Below are 21063 nucleotides of genomic sequence, written 5' to 3' on the forward strand. Positions count from 1 at the left end.
CCCGGGGGGGGGGGGGGGTCGTTCGACTCCCTTCTTTTCGGGGCATTTCATGCAAAATCATATCGGCGCACGGAAAGGGTTATCCCTGAGCGATCCACGTGTGCGCGCGTGGCTGTTCCAGATCATCACGGTCGTGGTCGTGATCGGCCTGGGCTGGTACCTCATCCACAACACCCAGACCAACATGCAGCACCGAGGTATCACCTCGGGCTTCGACTTTCTCGAGCGCAGTGCCGGTTTCGGCATCGCCCAGCACCTGATCGGCTACACCGAAGCCGACACCTATGCACGGGTGTTGCTGGTCGGCCTGCTCAATACCCTGCTGGCAAGCGTCATCGGCATCATCATCGCCACCGTGCTTGGCTTCGTCGTCGGCGTTGCCCGGTTATCCTCGAACTGGGTGATCAGCAAGCTGGCGGCGGTGTATGTCGAGACCTTCCGTAACATTCCACCGCTGCTGCAGATCCTGTTCTGGTACTTCGCGGTATTCACCGCGCTGCCGGGGCCACGGGGCAGCATCAATATCGATGACCTGTTCTTCATCAGCAGCCGTGGCGTGAACATGCCGGGCGCTTCCATCGGCGAAGCTTTCTGGCCGTTCGTCGTGGCGCTGCTGCTGGCGGTCGTGGCAATCGCCCTGATGGTGCGCTACGCCAACAAACGCTTCGATGAAACCGGCCAGCCGTTCCACAAGTTCTGGGTGGGGCTGGCGCTGCTCTTTGGCATTCCCGGCGTCTGCGTGTTGCTGTTCGGCAGCCCACTGCAGTGGGAAGTGCCGCAGCTCAAAGGTTTCAACTTCGTCGGCGGTTGGGTGCTGATTCCCGAATTCCTCGCGCTGACCCTGGCGCTGTCGATCTACACCGCCGCCTTCATTGCCGAAATCGTGCGCGCCGGTATCCGCTCGGTCAGCCATGGCCAGACCGAAGCCGCCCGTTCGCTGGGCCTGCGCGAGGGTCCGACCTTGCGCAAGGTGATCATTCCGCAGGCGATGCGGGTGATCATCCCGCCGCTGACCAGCCAATACCTGAACCTGACGAAGAACTCGTCGCTCGCGGCGGTCATCGGCTATCCGGAACTGGTGTCGCTGTTTGCCGGTACGGTGCTGAACCAGACCGGCCAGTCGGTCGAGGTCATGGCGATCACCATGGGTGTGTATCTGACGATCAGCATCAGCATCTCGTTGCTGATGAACTGGTACAACAAGCGCATTGCGCTGATCGAGCGGTGAGGACAGGCGCATGACTTCCCATGTTTTCAAACCCGATATGCCGCCACCGGTGAAGACCGTCGGCGTGCTGGCGTGGATGCGCGCCAACCTGTTTTCCAGCTGGATCAATACGCTGCTGACCCTGTTCGCGGTCTACCTGGTCTGGCTGATCGTGCCAGCACTGTTGCAGTGGGCGTTCCTGGACGCCAACTGGACGGGCACGACCCGCGCCGACTGCACCAAGGACGGCGCTTGCTGGGTGTTCATCCAGCAACGCATCGGACAGTTCATGTACGGCTATTACCCGAGCGAGTTGCGCTGGCGGGTCGACCTGACCGTGTGGCTGGGCGTGATCGCCGCGGCACCGCTGTTCATCCGCCGCTTCCCGCGCAAGGTGCCCTACGGTATTGGTTATCTGGTGCTGTATCCGATCCTCGCCTACCTGCTGTTGCACGGCGGCAGCTTCGGCCTGACGCTGGTGCCGACCTCGCAATGGGGCGGGCTGATGCTGACCCTGGTGATTGCCACCGTGGGCATCGCAGCGGCCTTGCCGTTGGGCATTCTGCTGGCCCTCGGTCGGCGTTCGAGTATGCCGGTGGTCAAGGCGGTCTCGGTGACCTTCATCGAGTTCTGGCGCGGCATTCCACTGATTACCGTGCTGTTCATGTCGTCGGTGATGCTGCCGCTGTTCATGCCCGAGGGCACGAGCTTCGACAAGCTGCTGCGGGCGATGATCTTCGTGATCCTGTTCGAGTCGGCCTACATCGCCGAGGTGGTTCGCGGCGGCCTGCAGGCGATTCCCAAGGGGCAGTACGAGGCGGCCGCGGCGATGGGGCTGGGCTATTGGCGTGCCATGGGCCTGGTGATCTTGCCGCAAGCCCTGAAGCTGGTGATCCCCGGCATCGTCAACACCTTCATCGCGCTGTTCAAGGACACGAGCCTGGTGATCATCATCGGCCTGTTCGATCTGCTCAACAGCACCCGGCAAGCTACGGCAGACCCTGCATGGCTTGGCATGGCGACCGAGGGCTACGTATTCGCGGCCCTGGTCTACTGGATTTTCTGTTTCGGTATGTCCCGCTACTCCATGCACCTGGAGCGCAAGCTGGACACTGGCCACAAGCGTTAGGAGTTTCGAAATGAGTGAAGCGATCAAGCAGCCCGCCGGCCCCGAAGGCATCATCCAGATGCAGGGCGTGAACAAGTGGTATGGCCAGTTCCATGTGCTCAAGGATATCAACCTGAACGTACGCCAGGGCGAGCGCATCGTCCTGTGCGGGCCGTCCGGCTCGGGCAAGTCCACCACCATCCGTTGCCTGAACCGGCTGGAAGAGCACCAGCAGGGGCGCATCGTCGTCGATGGCGTCGAGTTGACCAACGACCTCAAGCAGATCGAGGCGATCCGCCGTGAAGTCGGCATGGTGTTCCAGCACTTCAACCTGTTCCCGCACCTGACCATCCTCGAGAACTGCACCCTGGCACCGATGTGGGTACGCAAGATGCCCAAGCGCAAGGCCGAGGAAATCGCCATGCATTACCTGGAGCGTGTGCGTATTCCAGAGCAGGCGCACAAGTACCCGGGGCAGTTGTCCGGTGGCCAGCAGCAACGTGTGGCCATTGCCCGCGCGCTGTGCATGAAGCCCAAGATCATGCTGTTCGACGAGCCGACTTCGGCACTCGATCCGGAGATGGTCAAGGAAGTGCTCGACACCATGGTCGGCCTGGCAGAAGACGGCATGACCATGCTCTGCGTGACCCACGAGATGGGCTTTGCCCGCACCGTGGCGAACCGGGTGATCTTCATGGACAAGGGGGAGATCGTCGAGCAGGCCTCGCCGGATGACTTCTTCGACCGGCCGCGCAGTGACCGGACCAAGTTGTTCCTGAGCCAGATCCTGCACTGATATGACTGGGGCCGCAAAGCGGCCCCATGTTGCTGTTACTTTTCTTCTTTGGTCGCCACCGGCGCTGGTGGCGGCCGCAGGCCCACCTCGGCAATCAGCTTCAGTTGCTTGCCATTGCGCATCACTTCGATGCTGATCTTCTCGCTCGGTTTGATCCGCGCCACCTGGTTCATCGACTTGCGACCATCGCCGGCCGGCTCGCCATTGATGCTCATGATTACGTCACCCAGTTGCAGCCCCGCACGCTGGGCCGGGCCGTCGCGGAAAATGCCGGCGACCACGATACCCGGACGCCCCTGCATGCCGAACGACTCGGCCAATTCCTCGCTCAATGGCTGCACCTCGATGCCCAGCCAGCCTCGAATCACCTGGCCATGTTCGACGATCGACTTCATCACCTCCAGCGCCAACTTGGCGGGAATGGCGAAACCGATGCCCTGCGAACCACCGGATTTGGAGAAGATCGCGGTGTTGATGCCGATCAGATTGCCGTTGGCGTCGACCAGCGCACCGCCGGAGTTGCCCGGGTTGATGGCCGCGTCGGTCTGGATGAAGTCTTCGTAGTTGTTCAGCCCCAGCTGGTTGCGGCCGGTGGCGCTGATGATGCCCATGGTCACGGTCTGGCCGACACCGAAGGGGTTGCCGATGGCCAGGCAGACATCGCCGATGTGGATGTTGTCGGAGCGGCCGATGGTGATGGCGGGCAGGTTCTTCAGGTCGATCTTCAGCACCGCGAGGTCGGTTTCCGGGTCGCTGCCGATGACCCGGGCCAGGGTCTCGCGGCCATCCTTGAGCGCTACCACGATCTGGTCGGCACCACTGGTCACGTGGTTGTTGGTCAGCAGGTAGCCTTCGGGGCTCATGATCACCGCCGAGCCCAGGCTCGATTCCCAGCGTCGCTGCTTGGGCAGGTTGTCGCCGAAGAAACGGCGGAACTGCGGGTCTTCGAACAGCGGATGGGCGCTCTTGTTGACCACTTTGGTGGTGTACAGGTTGGCGACGGCGGGCGCCGCCAGGGTGACGGCGTCGGCATAGCTGACCGGGCCCTGCATGATCCGCGAAGTCTGCGGTGCCTGTTGCAGGTTGACGTCCTGGCTGGGCAGGCCGACCCATTCCGGGAAACGCTGGATGATCAGTGCGGCGATCAGTACGCCGGTGAGCAGGGGCCAGCCAAAGTAACGCAAAGCCTTGAGCATCGAATGAATCCTGGAAATAGGGCGAGGGCCGTGGCGCAAACGCGCGCGATCATACACCTCGGTGATCGGCGATGGTATGGATTGCGGTGCAGCTTTCGCGGACAAGTCGGGGCGCCGGTTTCCCCGAACCCGGCGACGGCCCATAATGGCGCTCAGTATACGAGGCCTGGCGCCCGTTGAAGCACCGAATTACAAGGAGATTTTTCCATGGCCGTCGCCCTGAGCACCCTGGTCGAGGAAGCCGAGCGCTACCTGTCCAGTGCCAAGATCCAGGATTATTGCCCCAACGGCCTGCAGGTCGAGGGGCGTCCGCAGGTCAGCCGTATCGTCACGGGCGTCACGGCCAGCCAGGCCTTGCTCGACGCTGCAGTCGAAGCCGAGGCCGACCTGGTGCTGGTCCACCACGGCTACTTCTGGAAGGGCGAGAGCCCATGCATCACCGGGATCAAGCAGCGGCGCATCAAGACCCTGCTCAAGCATGACATCAGCCTCCTGGCGTTCCACCTGCCGCTGGACGTGCACCCTGAGGTGGGCAACAACGTGCAGCTGGCGCGCCAGCTCGACATCACCGTCGAAGGCCCGCTCGATCCCGAAAACCCTCGAGTGGTCGGCCTGATCGGCTCCCTCGCCGAGCCCATGTCGGCCGGCGATTTCGCCCGCCGCGTGCGCGAAGTCATGGGCCGCGAGCCGCTCGTAGTCGAGGGCGAGGGGATGATTCGCCGGGTGGGGTGGTGCACCGGTGGCGGCCAGGGCTATATCGACAACGCCATCGCCGCGGGTGTCGACCTGTTCATCAGCGGAGAGGCCTCCGAGCAGACCTACCACAGTGCGCGCGAGAACGGCATCAGCTTCATCGCTGCGGGGCACCATGCCACCGAACGCTACGGGGTGCAGGCGCTGGGCGACTACCTGGCCAAGCGCTTTGCCCTGGAGCACCTGTTCATCGATTGCCCGAATCCAATCTAGTCGGGCGGGGCCCTGTAGCAGGCTCAGCCCGCGACAGGGTCCTCAAACCCCCAGTCATATCATTAGACCGTTTCGATCTAGCAGCCCTCCTAAATAGAATCAGGCGCTGTGATAAAGTGGCCCGCTCGAACACGGCCCGCTGGCCGTCCATAAGATCGTTTTTCGTGAGTAGCCATGGTCGACAAACTGACGCACTTGAAACAGCTGGAGGCGGAGAGCATCCACATCATCCGCGAGGTGGCCGCCGAGTTCGACAACCCGGTGATGCTGTACTCGATCGGCAAGGACTCCGCCGTGATGCTGCACCTGGCGCGCAAGGCCTTCTTCCCGGGCAAGCTGCCGTTCCCGGTGATGCACGTCGACACCCAGTGGAAATTCCAGGAGATGTACCGCTTCCGCGACAAGATGGTCGAGGAAATGGGGCTGGAGCTGATCACCCACGTCAACCCCGAGGGTGTGGCGCAAGGGATCAACCCCTTCACCCACGGTAGCTCCAAGCACACCGACATCATGAAGACCCAGGGCCTGAAGCAGGCGCTCGACAAGCATGGTTTCGACGCCGCGTTCGGTGGCGCGCGCCGCGATGAAGAGAAGTCGCGGGCCAAGGAGCGCGTCTACTCGTTCCGCGACAGCAAGCACCGCTGGGACCCGAAGAACCAGCGTCCGGAGCTGTGGAACGTCTACAACGGCAAGGTCAACAAGGGCGAGTCGATCCGCGTCTTCCCGCTGTCGAACTGGACCGAGCTGGACATCTGGCAGTACATCTACCTCGAAGGCATCCCGATCGTGCCGCTGTACTTCGCTGCCGAGCGTGAAGTCATCGAGAAGAACGGCACCCTGATCATGATCGACGACGATCGCATCCTCGAGCACCTCAGCGCCGAGGAAAAGGCACGTATCGTCAAGAAGAAGGTGCGTTTCCGTACCCTGGGCTGCTACCCGTTGACGGGCGCTGTCGAGTCCGAAGCCGAAACGCTGACCGACATCATTCAGGAAATGCTTCTGACGCGTACTTCCGAGCGTCAGGGCCGAGTCATCGACCACGATGGCGCCGGCTCCATGGAAGACAAGAAACGTCAGGGCTACTTCTAACTTCAGGGTTACTCCATGTCGCACCAATCCGATTTGATCAGCGAAGACATCCTCGCTTATCTGGCTCAGCACGAGCGCAAAGAACTGCTGCGTTTCCTCACCTGCGGCAACGTGGATGACGGCAAGAGCACCCTGATCGGGCGCCTGCTGCACGATTCGAAGATGATCTACGAGGACCACCTCGAGGCCATCACCCGTGACTCGAAGAAGTCCGGCACCACTGGCGAGGAAGTCGACCTGGCGCTGCTGGTCGATGGCCTGCAGGCCGAACGCGAGCAGGGCATCACCATCGATGTCGCCTACCGCTACTTCTCCACCGCCAAGCGCAAGTTCATCATCGCCGACACCCCGGGCCATGAGCAGTACACCCGCAACATGGCCACCGGCGCCTCGACCTGCGACCTGGCGATCATCCTGGTCGATGCCCGCTACGGCGTGCAGACCCAGACCCGCCGCCACAGCTACATCGCCTCGCTGCTGGGCATCAAGCACATCGTGGTCGCGATCAACAAGATGGACCTCAAAGGCTTCGACGAGCAGGTCTTCGAGTCGATCAAGGCCGACTACCTGAAGTTCGCCGACGCCATCGACCTGAAACCGTCGAGCCTGCACTTCGTGCCGATGTCGGCGCTCAAGGGCGACAACGTGGTCAACCGCAGCGAGCGTTCGCCGTGGTACACGGGCCCGGCGCTGATGGAGATTCTCGAGACCGTCGAGGTTTCGGCTGACCGCAACGTCACCGATCTGCGTTTCCCGGTGCAGTACGTCAATCGTCCGAACCTGAACTTCCGTGGTTTCGCCGGCACCATCGCCAGTGGCGTGGTGCACAAGGGCGACGACATCGTGGTGCTGCCGTCGGGCAAGAGCAGCCGGGTCAAGTCCATCGTCACCTACGAGGGCGAGTTGGAGAACGCAGGCCCAGGCCAGGCCGTGACCCTGACCATGGAAGACGAGATCGACATCTCCCGTGGTGACCTGCTGGTGCATGCCGACAACGTCCCGCAGGTGGCCGACCAGTTCGACGCCATGCTGGTGTGGATGGCCGAGGAGCCGATGCTTCCGGGCAAGAAGTACGACATCAAGCGCGCCACCAGCTACGTGCCGGGCTCGATTGCCAGCATCACCCACAAGGTCGATGTGAACACCCTGGAGCAGGGCGCCGCCAGCGCGCTGCAACTGAACGAGATCGGCCGGGTCAAGGTGTCGCTGGACGCCGCCATTGCCCTGGATGGCTACGACAGCAACCGCACCACCGGTGCGTTCATCGTCATCGATCGCCTGACCAACGGCACCGTGGGCGCCGGCATGATCATCGCCCCGCCGGTTCTGCCGCACGGCAGCACTGGCCAGCATGGCAAGCTTGCTCACGTGTCCACCGAGGAGCGCGCCCTGCGTTTCGGCCAGCAGCCGGCCACCGTGCTGTTCAGTGGCCTGTCGGGCGCCGGCAAGAGCACCCTGGCCTATGCCGTGGAGCGTAAGCTGTTCGATATGGGCCGTGCGGTCTATGTGCTCGACGGCCAGAACCTGCGCCATGACCTGAACAAGGGCTTGCCGCAGGATCGCGCAGGCCGCACCGAGAACTGGCGTCGCGCCGCCCACGTGGCGCGCCAGTTCAACGAAGCCGGCCTGCTGACCCTGGCCGCCTTCGTCGCTCCGGATGCCGAAGGCCGCGAGCAGGCCAAGGCGCTGATCGGCAAGGAGCGCCTGGTGACCGTCTACGTCCAGGCTTCGCCGCTGGCGTGCCGCGAGCGTGACCCGCAGGGCCTGTATGCCGCCGGTGGCGACAACATCCCGGGCGAAAGCTTCCCGTTCGACGTGCCGCTGGATGCTGACCTGGTGATCGACACCCAGAGCACCAGCGTCGAGGAAGGCGTGAAGCAAGTGCTGGATGTGCTGCGCCAGCGCGGCGCGATCTGACGCCCGATGCTGCACCAGAAACCCCGCTTCGGCGGGGTTTTCTGTTGATGGCCAGACCCATTCAGGCCAGCCCATTGTCCTGCCGCCACGTCATCACCTTTTGCACAATTCGCTTCGCCGACTCGCTTGTGCCTGATTCAGGGTGATAGATGAGGTCTGACCCCTGCGGGTGAGCGGTGATGTCGATGAAGTGTTCCAGCAACCCATCCTGGAAGCTTGCCGAGCCTTGTGCGGTGATCAGCACTTCGACCAGTGATTCGAACTCGTCAGGCGCATAGTCGCTCAACTGCTGCCTGAAGGTGATCATTCCTCGACCTCCGAGGACAGCGCATATTGCAGGGCGCTCATGATCCGCATGTTGTCCATGTCGTACACCACTGCGCTGAGCGCCGGCGGCAACAGGTGGCAGACCTGGTAGGAGCGCAAGCCTCTGGCCGTTTCACCAAAGGGCGCGCGAGGCGCCCAGCCTTTCTTGATCCGGTTCAACTGCGATTCGACGAATTGCTTCGAGAGTATCGGGTCTTCGGCGATGGTCATCCAGAAGGTGCTGGAGAACTGGTCGAAGCTTGTGAAATGTTGCCCGGCGAGCTTTTGGGCGATGTGAGTGGGGATGGGCGTGGCCATATGTAAATCTCTCCTTCTGTGAGGTGTGTTTAATTTCTATGGAAAGGTTTCAGATGATCACATTGAGAGGGCTTGATGGGTACTTCTTGACTAAGCGTTTTGTGGACAGGAAGCTTCTTGTTTGCTTGTGAGAGATTTCTGCACGCGCAGCATAATTTGCCCTTGAAAGAGTACTTTGTGTTACGCAAAAGAAATCAGGCTTTAGGCTTTTTACGAAAAGTATGGGCATTCGTTGTTGTGGGAGCGGGCTTGCTCCGCGATCTGCCGCAATGCAGCAGCAAAGCCTGAGCTCGCGGCGTCTTAGGCACTATTTGATGTCGAATACAGGAGCGCTTTGCACTCCACTCGGGGCAAGTCGCATCGGCATACCGTCACTCCCACAAACTTTTTGTATAGAGCTAGCCGGCTTTGAAACCAGGCTTTCCGTTGTTCGCTCGCCAAGTTTTCACAATATTATGTACGGCCTCAAGTTCGCTCTGCTCGTCACTTTCAGGCCAATAGATTAGATCGGTGCCATTTGGATGTTCAGTTACCTCCGAAAAGTGGTCTAGTAGGGGGGCGAGAATTTCGTCAGGCTCCTCTGCATTGGCCCGATACAATTCTTTCAGGAAGTCCAAGAACTCTGATTCCGTGTAGTCACTGTAATCTTTCTTGAGGATCATTGGTTGTCTCCATAGTGAATTTTATTGTGGGCTGCGGGGGTGACTATCCTAATGTTGTCAATGTCATACACGGCACCACCTTCACTGATTGGAATGACATGATGTAGCGAGAAACTTTTCTGCAGTCCATGTTCGTCTCCTCGGCGAACTGCTGGTGCATTGCCTTTCTCAAGCATACGGATAAGATTCTGCTTGGAAAACTGTTTTGACAGTACAGGGTCATTTGCGACTGCTTTCCAGAAATCCACTCGGAACGCGTCAAAGTTCTTGTATTCCCGTCCTCTGAGCAAGTCAGCAATATGTGAAGGTATGAGTGCACCTTCTGTACGTGTTATTTCACCCAACCACAGCCCAGATGTTGACACACCTGATCCAGTGACGATCCCCGGCTCATACCGTGGACTTTTGAATACCACCAAAATCGGAGGTAGCCCGGATTCTGCTGGAAACGTAACGATCAACCGCTCTTGATCGAGTTGGTCCAAACCCGGGTAGCCCAGCTGTTCATTCTGTATGGGTTCGAGCTTGCTACCTGGGTAAATCACCGTTCCGGGCGGTAATGATGGCAGGCTGGTGGAGCCCCCGCTTTCTGCTCCTGGCGCATCGGAGGGTGTCCAGGTCAGGATTCGGTGTGGTTCGTCCAGCGCGAGACTGTAGGCCCCGCGTGCCGGGTCGAAGGTTGCTGCTTTTACAGGGACGGGCTTGCCGCCAGGTGCGACGTAGAGTGTCAGTTCGTCCTCCAACTCTATGCCCGACAGGATGTACGGAAGATCAAGCGCTTGTGCGGTGGCGGCCATCGCGACAAGATCGGGACCTCCAGTGGGGGTGAGGTCAGCCAAGGGGACGCTCACTAGATAACGTCGCTCGCTGTTAGCCAGGCTGGAAGGCCATAGCAGCGTGGCTAAGCCCACCGCTACCGCAGGTGTTGCGAGTGCAGCAGGACCAGCAATCGCGACCCGGATAGCGAGTTGCATTGCCAGGTAGGCAGCTTCGGCGAGTGCAAAACCGCCGCTACCGATGGGCGTGATGCTGGGGATGGCTATCGAAGCGCCAATCGTGCCGGTGTAGCTAATGCGCTGACGTTCTTGCTCCTGTCTAAGTCGCTCCGCTTTTTGGGCTGCATCGTGCGCGGCTTGCTCCGCTTGCAGCTGTTCGACCACTTGTGCTCGTTGCTCCAAGTTGGCATAGGCGGTTGCGAATGCTTGCAGGTAACGAATGGATTCGCTGTTTGCGAGTGCTTTGTGATAATCCAACCAGAGCGGGCCGGCGCGTCCTGTAGTTTGCTCGCCTACCAAATGCTGAAGCGCTTCGAGTTGGGGCTTGGAGAGCGGGCTGTTTATCTCGGGGTTGGTTTGGGTATACCCCGATGAGTTGGCTTGTCGAGTGGCCACGATCTGCAGCGCGAGGGAGGCATAGGTGGACAGTGCCTGCGAAACAGAGACACTGTTGTCTTCGGCGGTTGCTGCAACCAATTCGTGTTGCAAGAAATTTGGCAGGCAATCAAAGCATATTTTCTGTTCAGCCTTTATCTGGGCTGTCCTGCGTGAAATCACATCTGCACGCGCTGTAGATGTGACAGGTTCTTCAGCTTGATCCACTGCCAGCGCAAGAGCGGGTAGGTCGCTGGCCAAGGCATTGATTATCTCGGCCTCGAGGTGCAACTGGTATGCCGATTCCAGGGCTGAGTTATAGGTCTCCCAAAGCATGTTGATCCATGCCTCTGCCGTGCCCGTGATCTCGAAGACGCCAGGGTCGTTGAGCCGACTCATGAAGGAGTCGTTGCGTTTGTACAGGGGCATGGCTCCGAAGAAGCCGAGTGCCTTGGGTAGTTTTTGAAGATAACGTGCCCGGTTTTCCTGAACTTTGGACGTGGTTAGGTTTTGGTGCCGAGTGAGGACTGATTTTGAGTCGTCAGCGGTCGCTGCAGCTTGTTGTGCGATTTCTGTACGTTGGGCTTCTATGCGGGCGGGCAACTGCTGAATAAGCGGGGAAAACTCGTTGGCATAGTGGGCAAGCGAGTTCGCTTGCTCCTCCCCGAAAACTCGGCGCCATGCCAACTCATGTCGAAGATGGTTCTTGATTGTACCGGTGCCACGTGGCGGAGCGTCGCTCAAGCCCCAGCCACCGTAACCTGGGCCACCACCACCGAGGCCGCCAGGTAGTGGGGTGAGTGGTACTCGCTCTGGGGCTGTGTCTGTAATCCACAGAGCTTCTTCAAGATGGTAAACGGGTCCTTGTGTCATGACGGTACTCCTGATGAAAGACGCTATCAGGATGCTGTATGTTTATACAGTTATATGTAGGCCGCCATCTTGCAGGTAAGTGAGAAGCTTCCTCCGTTGTGGTAGGTCTTTCCTAGATATGCTTCTCCCCCACTGGAATCACCCGCCTTTCCTTCACCGCCTTGTACGAAAAACTCGAATAGATCTCCTTCACCCCGGGCAGTGTCTGCAGCACCTCGCGGGCGAATTCGCCGAAAGACTCCAGGTCTCGCGCGAGGATCTCCAGCAGGAAATCGTAGCGCCCCGAGATGTTGTGGCAGGCGACGATTTCCGGGATTTCCATCAGGCGCTTCTCGAAGGCGCGGGCAGCGTCCTTGTTGTGCGATTCCATCATGATGCTGACGAACGCTGTGACGCCAAAGCCCAGAGACTTGGGTGAAAGGATGGCCTGGTAGCCGGTGATATAGCCGCCTTCTTCCAGCAGCTTGACCCGCCGCCAGCAAGGCGAAGTGGTCAGGGCAACCTGGTCGGCGAGTTCGGCGACGGTGAGGCGGGCGTTGTCCTGCAGGGCGCCGAGCAGGGCGCGGTCGGTTCGGTCCAGAGGGGCTGGCATGGTTTGCCCTTTTTTCGGTCTGATTGTTGTTTTTGTTCCAGAACTGCCGATGTTCACGGGGCAATTTGGAAAAAAATCCGGGGTGCCAAGGCATAAGCTTAGAACAAACAACAAGGAGGCTGTTGTCATGCGCGCTGCCGTCGATAAGACCGGTTTTTCCACGCGGGCCATTCACCATGGCTACGACCCGCAGTCCCATGGTGGCGCGCTGGTGCCGCCGGTCTACCAGACCGCGACCTACGCTTTCGAAAGCGTCGAGTATGGCGCGGCCTGCTTTGCCGGAGAGCAGGGCGGACACTTCTATAGTCGGATCTCCAACCCGACCCTGGCCCTGCTGGAGCAGCGCATGGCGTCGCTAGAGGGCGGCGAGGCGGGGCTGGCCCTGGCCTCGGGCATGGGTGCCATCACCTCGACGATGTGGACCCTGCTGCGCCCGGGGGATGAGCTGATCGTCGGCGACACCTTGTACGGTTGCACTTTTGCTTTCCTGCACCATGGCATCGGCGAGTTCGGCGTGAAGGTGCGGCATGTTGACCTGAACGATCCGGTCGCGCTCGAGGCGGCGATCACTTCCAGCACGCGGATGATCTATTTCGAGACCCCGGCCAACCCCAACATGCACCTGGTGGACATCGCCGCCGTGGTGGGTGTGGCGCGCCGGCATGACCTGCTGGTGGTGATCGACAACACCTATTGCACCCCTTATCTGCAACGCCCGCTGGAGCTAGGCGCGGACCTGGTGGTGCATTCGGCGACCAAGTACCTCAGTGGCCACGGCGATATCACCGCTGGGCTGGTGGTGGGGCGCAAGGCGCTGATCGACCGGATTCGCCTGGAAGGCTTGAAGGACATGACCGGCGCTGTGCTGTCGCCGCACGATGCATCGCTGCTGATGCGTGGTATGAAAACCCTGGCCCTGCGCATGGACCGCCATTGCAGCAACGCCCTGCGCGTGGCGCAGTTCCTGGAGCGTCATCCACAGGTCGAGCTGATTCATTACCCGGGCCTGCCGAGCTTTGCGCAGTTCGGCCTGGCGCAGCGGCAGATGCGTTTGCCGGGCGGGATGATTGCCTTCGAACTCAAGGGCGGCATCCAGGCGGGGCGACGCTTCATGAACGCGTTGCAGTTGTTCAGTCGCGCGGTGAGCCTGGGGGATGCCGAGTCATTGGCGCAGCACCCGGCGAGCATGACCCATTCGAGCTACACGCCCGAGGAACGAGCGCAGCATGGGATCTCCGAGGGGTTGGTGCGGTTGTCGGTGGGCCTGGAGGATGTCGACGACCTGCTGGCGGATCTTGGGCAGGCCCTCGGGAGCCGTGTTTGAGTTAAGTGATGGCCACTTTTCACGGGCACAAAAAAGGCCGCTTTACGCGGCCTTCGTCATGCTTGCTGGGTCAGCGCTTGAGGCCGTAGCTCTCGTCGAGCATGCCCGGCGAGTTCGGCGCCTTGGGCGCGTAGTCGCGTGGGACTTCGGCGGTATCCTTCGGCGGTGTCAGGCGATCGCGCGGACCTTGTGCGGCTTCGGAGTGCAACGACGCGAGCAGGCGCTGGCGGGTCAGCTCGTCCAGGGCCAGGCGATTGGCCCCGTCAGCCAGGTGATCCTGCACATCCTGGTAGCTCTGGGTCAGTTTCTTGACCAGAGAAGCCGTGCTGTTGAAGTGGGTGACCACTTCGTTCTGGTAGTTGTCGAAACGCTGCTGGATGTCGTCCAGCTGGCGTTGCGTACTGCTGGGAGCCGCGTTGGGGAGAAGGCGGGCCAGGGCGAAACCGACGACGACACCAACGACCAGTGCCAGGGTCGGCAGCAACCAAACAAGGAGCGAGTGTTCCACGAGTCCTTCCTCTATAAACGGCTTTGCTTTACGTTAACGGCTCAGACCTGCGCTGTATACCGCGAGCGATCGCAAATCAGAACAGAATTCCTCCTCTAGACGAATCGACCCCCCACGAGGTCACGGAGTAGTGCCTTGCTTGTCCGCGAAACCCCCATGTTCATCGATGGCCCCAGTGGCCCGCTGGAAGCCTTGTACCTGGACGTGACCGATGCCCGCGGCGTGGTGCTGATCTGCCACCCCAACCCGGTCCAGGGTGGCACCATGCTCAACAAGGTGGTCTCGACGCTGCAGCGCACGGCTCGCGATGCGGGCTACAGCACCCTGCGCTTCAACTACCGTGGCGTCGGCCAGAGCGCCGGCAGCCACGACATGGGCGCTGGCGAAGTGGCCGATGCCGAGGCCGCCGCGGCCTGGCTGCGCGCCACACATCCTGAGCTGGCGCTGGTACTGATGGGCTTTTCGTTCGGGGGCTTCGTCGCCGCCAGCCTGGCCGGGCGGCTGGAACGCGCCGGGAGCGAGTTGCAACATCTGTTCATGATTGCCCCGGCGGTGATGCGCCTGACCGCCGACTTCCCGCTGCCCGAGCGCTGCGCCCTCACCGTGGTCCAGCCTGACACCGACGAGGTGGTCGACCCTGCGTTGGTCTATGAATGGTCCGACGCACTGACGCGCCCCCATGAGCTGCTGAAAGTGGCAGAATGCGGACACTTCTTCCATGGCAAGCTGACCGATCTGAAGGATCTGGTGCTGCCGCGTCTTTCGAACTGAGCCAAGCCTGAATAAGCGATCACCCATGACCACGCGCATTCTCACCGGTATCACCACCACCGGCACCCCGCACCTGGGCAACTACGCCGGCGCCATCCGTCCGGCGATCCTCGCCAGCCAGCAGCCCGGTGCCGACTCGTTCTACTTCCTGGCCGACTACCACGCCCTGATCAAGTGCGACGACCCGCTGCGCATCCAGCGCTCGCGCCTGGAAATCGCCGCCACCTGGCTGGCCGGCGGCCTGGACCCGGACAAGGTCACCTTCTACCGCCAGTCCGACATTCCTGAAATTCCCGAGCTGACGTGGCTGCTGACCTGCGTGGCGGCCAAGGGCCTGCTCAATCGCGCCCACGCCTACAAGGCCTCGGTCGACAAGAACCTGGAAAGCGGCGAAGACCCGGATGCCGGCGTGTCCATGGGCCTGTACAGCTACCCGGTGCTGATGGCCGCCGACATCCTGATGTTCAACGCACACAAGGTTCCGGTCGGTCGTGACCAGATCCAGCACGTTGAAATGGCCCGTGACATCGGCCAGCGCTTCAACCACCTGTTCGGCCAGGGCAAGGAGTTCTTCGTTCTGCCCGAGGCGGTGATCGAGGAAAGCGTGGCCACGCTTCCAGGCCTGGACGGTCGCAAGATGTCCAAAAGCTACGACAACACCATCCCGCTGTTCACCAGCGCCAAGGACATGAAGGACGCCATCTCGCGCATCGTCACCGACTCGCGTGCGCCAGGCGAGGCGAAGGATCCGGACAACTCCCACCTGTTCACCCTGTACCAGGCCTTCGCCAGCGCCGCACAAGCCGGCGAGTTCCGCGAAGAGTTGCTGCAGGGCCTGGGCTGGGGCGAGGCGAAGAGCCGCCTGTTCCAGTTGCTCGACGGCCAGTTGGCCGAGAAGCGCGAGCACTACCATCAACTGATCTCGCGTCCGTCGGACCTGGAAGACATCCTCCTGGCCGGCGCAGCCAAGGCCCGCAAGATCGCCACGCCGTTCCTCGAACAGTTGCGTGAGTCGGTGGGCCTGCGCTCCTTCCGCAGCAGCGTCCAGGTCAACGCCGAAGTGAAGAAGAAGGCTGCCAAGAGCGCGCGCTTCGTCAGCTTCCGCGATGAAGACGGCAGCTTCCGCTTCCGCCTCCTGGCCGCCGATGGCGAGCAATTGTTGCTGTCGCGCAGCTTCGCCGACGGCAAGAGTGCAGGCGCGGTGAGCAAGCAACTGCAGCAGGGTGGCGAGGCGGATGTGCGTGTAGATGGCCTGGGCTTCAGCCTGTGGCTCGATGGCGAGCAGGTGGCCGAAGGCCCGCAGTTCGCCGATGCAAGCGCCCGTGATGCGGCGGTGCTGAGCCTGCGTGAGGCGTTGGCGCCCCAGCAGGACTGAAACAGGGACCTGTAGGAGCGGCGGTTCGGCGCTCCGACTTGCCCGCGAAGCAGGCGCCGCGTTGCATGGCACCGGCCATACCGGTGTTCGCGGGCAAGCCCGCTCCTACAGACTGATTGCCATTAAGCGGGCCGGTCGCTACAGTGACGGCCCGTTTTTTGTTGCCTCGCTAACGAATCATGACGCCCCTAGAACGATATCAAGCAGATCTGAAACGCCCCGATTTCTTCCATGACGCGGCGCAGGAAACGGCGGTGCGTCACTTGCAGCGCCTTTACGACGACCTGGTCGCCGCGCAGAGCAACAAGCCGGGCGTGTTCGGCAAGCTGTTCGGCAAGAAGGAGCAGACACCGGTCAAAGGCCTGTATTTCTGGGGCGGGGTAGGGCGTGGCAAGACCTACCTGGTCGACACCTTCTTCGAGGCGCTGCCGTTCAAGGAGAAGATGCGCACCCACTTCCACCGCTTCATGAAGCGTGTGCACGAGGAAATGAAAACCCTCAAGGGTGAGAAGAACCCGCTGACCATCATCGCCAAGCGCTTCTCCCAGGAAGCCAAGGTGATCTGCTTCGATGAGTTCTTCGTGTCCGACATCACCGACGCCATGATCCTCGGCACCTTGATGGAAGAGCTGTTCAAGAACGGCGTCTCTTTGGTGGCCACCTCCAACATCGTGCCGGACGGCCTGTACAAGGACGGCCTGCAGCGTGCGCGCTTCCTCCCGGCCATCGCCATGATCAAGCAGTACACCGATGTGGTGAACGTCGACAGTGGCGTTGACTATCGCTTGCGCCACCTGGAGCAGGCCGAGCTGTTCCACTTCCCGCTCAACGAAGCCGCCCACGAGAGTCTGCGCGCCAGTTTCAAGGCCCTGACCCCCGATTGCACCCAGGCGGTCGAGAACGACGTGCTGATGATCGAGAATCGCGAGATCCACGCGTTGCGCACCTGTGACGACGTCGCCTGGTTCGACTTCCGCGCCTTGTGCGATGGGCCACGCAGCCAGAACGACTACATCGAGTTGGGCAAGATCTTCCATGCCGTGCTGCTGAGCAACGTCGAGCAGATGGGCGTCACCACCGACGACATCGCCCGCCGCTTCATCAACATGGTCGACGAGTTCTATGATCGCAACGTCAAGCTGATCATTTCGGCCGAAGTCGAGCTCAAGGACCTGTACACCGGCGGGCGCCTGAGCTTCGAGTTCCAGCGTACGCTCAGCCGACTGCTGGAAATGCAGTCCCACGAGTTCCTGGCTCGCGCGCACAAGCCTTGAAGCCGTACCTGTGCCCTGGCAGGCGCGGGCTTGCCGCGCACCTGCCAGGGGTGGTTGGTGTTCTCAGGCCTCCTGCATGAACTGCTGCCGATACTGGTTCGGCGACAGTTCGGTGTGCTGGCGGAACAGCCGGGCGAAGAAGCTCGCGTCGTCGTACCCCACCTCATAACTGATGGTCTTGATGCTCTTGCGGGTGCTCGAGAGCAGGCCCTTGGCGGTCTCGATACGCAGGCGCTGCAGGTAGTGCAGTGGCTTGTCCCCGGTCGCGCTCTGGAAGCGGCGCATGAAGTTGCGGATGCTCATGCCATGGTTGCGCGCCACGTCCTCGAAGCGGAACTTGTCGGCGAAGTGCTCCTCCAGCCAGTGCTGGATCTGCAGGATGATCAGGTCCTGGTGCAGCTTCTGCCCGCCGAAGCCCATGCGCCCTGGCGTGTAGTTGCGCTGCACTTCGTAGAGGATGTCGCGAGCCACCGCCCGCGCCACGTTGGCGCCGCAGAAGCGCTCGATCAGGTAGATGTACAGGTCGCAGGCCGAGGTGGTGCCGCCGGCGCAGTACAGGTTGTCGGCGTCGGTCAGGTGCTTGTCCTGGTTCAGGCGGATGGTGGGGAAGCGTTCGGCGAAGCTGTTGAAGAAGCGCCAGTAGGTGGTCGCCTCCTTGCCGTCGAGCAGGCCTGACTCGGCGAGCCAGAACACGCCGCTGGCTTCGCCGCACAGCACGGCGCCACGGGCATGCTGCTCACGCAGCCAGGGGAGCACTTGCGGGTAGCGGGCGAGCAGGTTGTCGAAGTCGTCCCAGAACGCCGGGAGGATGATCACATCGGCGTCACCCAGGCCACTGTCCACGGGGAGTTGAACGTCGCTGAAGCTGTCCACCGGCTGGCCGTCAGGGCTCACCAGGTGAATCTCGAACATCGATTGCAGCCCCAGGCCCAGTTGCTTGCTGTAACGCAGGCTGGCCAGGTGGAAGAAGTCCTTGGCCTGCATCAGTGTCGAAGCGAACACTTTATCAATGGCCAGGATGCTGACGCGCCGCAACGACGCGGAGGGTTGGGTAAACATCATTGTCATTGTTCTTATAGGGTAGAGTGGTCAATTACCGGCTGGATCGTCTTATTTTTTGGCGATTGTGTCTACCCCGAAGAAATGCGCTGCCCTCTTCGCGGGCAAGCCCGCTCCCACAAGGCCTGTGATGAACCTTGTGGGAGCGGGCTTGCTCGTGAAGAGGGCAGTACATGATCACGCTCAGGGCGCCGGGTTTGGCTGCTGCTGGTGCAGTGCCTCGATCGCCGCCAACAGTTCGTCACTCAGCACCAGGTTGGCGCTGTCCAGGTTGCTCTGCAATTGCTTGAGATCGGTCGCCCCGATGATGTTGCTGGTCACGAACGGCTGGCGGGTGACGAATGCCAGGGCCATCTGCGCCGGATCCAGGCCATGCTCGCGGGCCAACTGCACGTAGCGGCTGCAGGCGGCCACGGTCTGCGGGTTGGAGTAGCGGGCGAAGCGGCTGAACAAGGTCAGGCGTGCCTTTTCCGGGCGCGCGCCGTTCTCGTACTTGCCCGACAGCATGCCGAAGGCCAGTGGCGAATAAGCCAGCAGGCCGCACTGCTCGCGGATCGCCACTTCCGCCAGGCCCACCTCGAAGCTGCGATTGAGCAGGTTGTACGGGTTCTGGATCGACACTGCCCGTGGCCAGCCGCGGCTTTCGGCCAGGTGCAGGAACTTCATGGTGCCCCATGGCGTTTCGTTGGACAGGCCGATGTGGCGGATCTTGCCGGCGCGCACTTGCTCGTCGAGCACCTCCAGCGTTTCCTCCAGCGGCGTGAACAGGTCGTTGGGCAGGTGCTGGTAGCCCAGCTTGCCGAAGAAGTTGGTCGAACGCTCCGGCCAGTGCAGCTGGTAGAGGTCGATGCGGTCGGTCTGCAGGCGCTTGAGGCTTTCGTCCAGCGCGGCGACGATGTGCTGGCGGTTGTGCTTGAGCTGGCCGTCGCGGATATGGCTGATGCCGTTGCCGGGGCCAGCGACCTTGCTGGCGAGAATCCAGTCGTCACGGTCGCCATTGGCAGCGAACCAGTTGCCGATGATGCGTTCGGTGGCCGCGTAGGTCTCCGGGCGCGGCGGCACCGGGTACATTTCGGCGGTGTCGATGAAGTTGATGCCGGCGGTCTTGGCCAAGGCGATCTGCTCGAAGGCCTCATCCTGGACGTTCTGCTCACCCCAGGTCATGGTGCCCAGGCACAGTGCGCTGACGTTGAGGTCGGTACGGCCGAGCTTGCGGTATTCCATCGGAAGGCTCTCTGCTGGACAAAGAAACCATCAAAGCAGGTTGAAAATCTTTGCGCAATCTGGATAATGCTGGGCCTCTCCGTGTGGCGGAAGTGATGCACCACCACGCAGGAAGAACCCCGTCGATCATGGGCGTGCCCGACCCGAGCCCCCAAAAGCGTCCGTGCTCGGCTGCGCGCTTGCCCTTGGCAAGTTGTGCACTATCCAGTAAGATTCGCCGTCTATTTTTCGCTGGGCGGCCTCTGAGGCTTTAGAGAATGAAAACTTTTACTGCTAAACCGGAAACAGTAAAGCGCGAGTGGTTCGTAATCGATGCCGCTGGTCAGACCCTGGGTCGTCTGGCTACCGAAATCGCTACCCGTCTGCGCGGCAAACACAAGCCTGAGTACACTCCTCACGTTGACACCGGCGACTACATCGTCGTCATCAACGCCGAGCAGGTTCGTGTAACTGGTGCCAAGTCTTCGGACAAGATGTACTACTCCCACTCCGGCTTCCCAGGTGGCATCAAGGAAATCAGCTTCGAGAAGCTGATCGACAAGGCCCCTGAGCGCGTCATCGAGACCGCGGTCAAAGGCATGCTGCCGAAGAACCCGCTGGGTCGCGACATGTACCGCAAGCTGAAAGTGTACGCGGGTGCTACCCACCCTCACACTGCTCAGCAGCCTCAAGAACTGAAGATCTAACGGGATAGTTCATTATGTCGGCGACTCAAAATTACGGCACTGGCCGTCGCAAGACCGCAACCGCTCGCGTTTTCCTGCGTCCGGGTACTGGTAACATTTCCATCAACAACCGTCCTCTGGACACTTTCTTCGGCCGCGAAACCGCTCGCATGGTTGTTCGCCAGCCGCTGGAACTGACCGAGACCGTTGAGAAGTTCGACATCTACGTCACCGTCGCCGGTGGTGGTGTCAGCGGTCAGGCCGGTGCTATCCGCCACGGTATCACCCGCGCTCTGATGGAATACGACGAAACCCTGCGTGGCGCTCTGCGTCGTGCTGGCTACGTCACCCGCGACGCTCGTGAAGTCGAGCGTAAGAAAGTGGGTCTGCGTAAAGCGCGTAAGCGTCCTCAGTACTCCAAGCGTTAATACCGCTTCGGCAGTCGAAAAAAAAAAAAAAA

General features: G+C 61.1%; 21 protein-coding genes. 12 read left to right on the forward strand and 9 right to left on the reverse strand.

Going from position 1 to position 21063, the window contains the following annotated elements:
* Nucleotides 1-49 precede the first annotated feature (49 nt).
* The 3 genes from HU729_RS20035 to HU729_RS20045 are packed head-to-tail and all read left to right on the forward strand — an operon-like array spanning nt 50 to nt 3111.
* The gene (locus HU729_RS20035; RefSeq protein ID WP_186711343.1) at nt 50-1228 is read left to right on the forward strand and encodes an amino acid ABC transporter permease; all 1179 of its coding nucleotides are present in this window, start codon (nt 50-52) and stop codon (nt 1226-1228) included.
* A 10-nt stretch (nt 1229-1238) separates the two neighbouring features.
* Nucleotides 1239-2336, forward strand: coding sequence for an amino acid ABC transporter permease (locus tag HU729_RS20040; RefSeq protein WP_186668105.1), 1098 nt, complete (start codon nt 1239-1241; stop codon nt 2334-2336).
* Between the two features lie 10 nt (nt 2337-2346).
* Nucleotides 2347-3111 carry an amino acid ABC transporter ATP-binding protein gene (locus tag HU729_RS20045; protein ID WP_186711344.1) on the forward strand — a complete coding sequence of 255 codons (765 nt, stop codon included), beginning with the start codon at nt 2347-2349 and terminating at the stop codon, nt 3109-3111.
* Nucleotides 3112-3146: 35 nt separating this feature from the next.
* Here the strand turns inward: HU729_RS20045 and algW are convergent, their stop codons facing one another.
* Nucleotides 3147-4307 (reverse strand): Do family serine endopeptidase AlgW, encoded by a 1161-nt coding sequence (gene algW / locus HU729_RS20050; RefSeq protein ID WP_186668103.1) that lies wholly within the window; start codon nt 4305-4307, stop codon nt 3147-3149.
* A 207-nt stretch (nt 4308-4514) separates the two neighbouring features.
* Here algW and HU729_RS20055 point away from each other — a divergent pair, with 207 nt between their 5' ends.
* The 3 genes from HU729_RS20055 (at nt 4515) to cysN (ending at nt 8282) form a co-directional block, all read left to right on the forward strand.
* Nucleotides 4515-5273 carry a Nif3-like dinuclear metal center hexameric protein gene (locus tag HU729_RS20055; protein ID WP_186711345.1) on the forward strand — a complete coding sequence of 253 codons (759 nt, stop codon included), beginning with the start codon at nt 4515-4517 and terminating at the stop codon, nt 5271-5273.
* 174 nt (nt 5274-5447) lie between these two features.
* Nucleotides 5448-6365 carry a sulfate adenylyltransferase subunit CysD gene (gene cysD / locus HU729_RS20060; protein WP_186668093.1) on the forward strand — a complete coding sequence of 306 codons (918 nt, stop codon included), beginning with the start codon at nt 5448-5450 and terminating at the stop codon, nt 6363-6365.
* A 15-nt stretch (nt 6366-6380) separates the two neighbouring features.
* On the forward strand, nt 6381-8282 hold the full coding sequence (gene cysN, locus HU729_RS20065) for a sulfate adenylyltransferase subunit CysN (protein ID WP_186711346.1): 1902 nt from the start codon (nt 6381-6383) through the stop codon (nt 8280-8282).
* Between the two features lie 61 nt (nt 8283-8343).
* On the opposite strand, the gene HU729_RS20070 is transcribed toward cysN, so the two are convergent.
* The 5 genes from HU729_RS20070 to HU729_RS20090 form a co-directional block, all read right to left on the reverse strand.
* Nucleotides 8344-8589 (reverse strand): bacteriocin immunity protein, encoded by a 246-nt coding sequence (locus tag HU729_RS20070; protein ID WP_186711347.1) that lies wholly within the window; start codon nt 8587-8589, stop codon nt 8344-8346.
* Nucleotides 8586-8906 carry an S-type pyocin gene (locus HU729_RS20075; RefSeq protein ID WP_186711348.1) on the reverse strand — a complete coding sequence of 107 codons (321 nt, stop codon included), beginning with the start codon at nt 8904-8906 and terminating at the stop codon, nt 8586-8588. The genes HU729_RS20070 and HU729_RS20075 overlap by 4 nt, the downstream gene beginning before the upstream one ends.
* A 398-nt stretch (nt 8907-9304) precedes the next feature.
* Nucleotides 9305-9568, reverse strand: coding sequence for a bacteriocin immunity protein (locus tag HU729_RS20080; protein WP_186711349.1), 264 nt, complete (start codon nt 9566-9568; stop codon nt 9305-9307).
* Complete coding sequence (locus HU729_RS20085; protein WP_186711350.1) at nt 9565-11811, reverse strand: S-type pyocin domain-containing protein; 2247 nt, start codon at nt 11809-11811, stop codon at nt 9565-9567. The genes HU729_RS20080 and HU729_RS20085 overlap by 4 nt, the downstream gene beginning before the upstream one ends.
* 112 nt (nt 11812-11923) lie before the next feature.
* Nucleotides 11924-12403 carry an Lrp/AsnC family transcriptional regulator gene (locus HU729_RS20090; protein ID WP_151925168.1) on the reverse strand — a complete coding sequence of 160 codons (480 nt, stop codon included), beginning with the start codon at nt 12401-12403 and terminating at the stop codon, nt 11924-11926.
* 127 nt (nt 12404-12530) lie between these two features.
* On the opposite strand from HU729_RS20090, the gene HU729_RS20095 reads away from it, so the two are divergent.
* Nucleotides 12531-13727 carry a methionine gamma-lyase gene (locus HU729_RS20095; RefSeq protein WP_186668083.1) on the forward strand — a complete coding sequence of 399 codons (1197 nt, stop codon included), beginning with the start codon at nt 12531-12533 and terminating at the stop codon, nt 13725-13727.
* Between the two features lie 70 nt (nt 13728-13797).
* Here HU729_RS20095 and HU729_RS20100 read toward each other — a convergent pair whose 3' ends face one another.
* On the reverse strand, nt 13798-14235 hold the full coding sequence (locus tag HU729_RS20100; RefSeq protein WP_054893983.1) for a DUF1043 family protein: 438 nt from the start codon (nt 14233-14235) through the stop codon (nt 13798-13800).
* Between the two features lie 135 nt (nt 14236-14370).
* Here HU729_RS20100 and HU729_RS20105 point away from each other — a divergent pair, with 135 nt between their 5' ends.
* The 3 genes from HU729_RS20105 to zapE all read left to right on the forward strand — a co-directional run bounded on the left by HU729_RS20105 (nt 14371) and on the right by zapE (nt 17655).
* Nucleotides 14371-15006, forward strand: coding sequence for an alpha/beta fold hydrolase (locus tag HU729_RS20105; RefSeq protein ID WP_186668081.1), 636 nt, complete (start codon nt 14371-14373; stop codon nt 15004-15006).
* A gap of 25 nt (nt 15007-15031) precedes the next feature.
* Nucleotides 15032-16381, forward strand: coding sequence for a tryptophan--tRNA ligase (locus HU729_RS20110; RefSeq protein ID WP_186711351.1), 1350 nt, complete (start codon nt 15032-15034; stop codon nt 16379-16381).
* A gap of 179 nt (nt 16382-16560) precedes the next feature.
* Complete coding sequence (gene zapE, locus HU729_RS20115; protein ID WP_186668071.1) at nt 16561-17655, forward strand: cell division protein ZapE; 1095 nt, start codon at nt 16561-16563, stop codon at nt 17653-17655.
* Nucleotides 17656-17718: 63 nt separating this feature from the next.
* On the opposite strand, the gene HU729_RS20120 is transcribed toward zapE, so the two are convergent.
* The gene (locus HU729_RS20120) at nt 17719-18615 is read right to left on the reverse strand and encodes a GlxA family transcriptional regulator (RefSeq protein WP_172964850.1); all 897 of its coding nucleotides are present in this window, start codon (nt 18613-18615) and stop codon (nt 17719-17721) included.
* Between the two features lie 282 nt (nt 18616-18897).
* Complete coding sequence (locus HU729_RS20125) at nt 18898-19938, reverse strand: NADP(H)-dependent aldo-keto reductase (RefSeq protein ID WP_186711352.1); 1041 nt, start codon at nt 19936-19938, stop codon at nt 18898-18900.
* A 257-nt stretch (nt 19939-20195) separates the two neighbouring features.
* Here HU729_RS20125 and rplM point away from each other — a divergent pair, with 257 nt between their 5' ends.
* Together rplM and rpsI are read left to right on the forward strand one after the other, a co-directional pair.
* Nucleotides 20196-20624: a 50S ribosomal protein L13 gene (gene rplM / locus HU729_RS20130; protein ID WP_054893988.1), complete on the forward strand. Its 429-nt coding sequence runs from the start codon at nt 20196-20198 to the stop codon at nt 20622-20624.
* 14 nt (nt 20625-20638) lie between these two features.
* Nucleotides 20639-21031 (forward strand): 30S ribosomal protein S9, encoded by a 393-nt coding sequence (gene rpsI / locus HU729_RS20135; protein ID WP_054893989.1) that lies wholly within the window; start codon nt 20639-20641, stop codon nt 21029-21031.
* The last annotated feature ends 32 nt before the right edge of the window (nt 21032-21063 follow it).

This window comes from Pseudomonas sp. RW10S2 (genome assembly GCF_014268985.1).
In the GTDB taxonomy this organism is placed as follows: domain Bacteria; phylum Pseudomonadota; class Gammaproteobacteria; order Pseudomonadales; family Pseudomonadaceae; genus Aquipseudomonas; species Aquipseudomonas wayambapalatensis.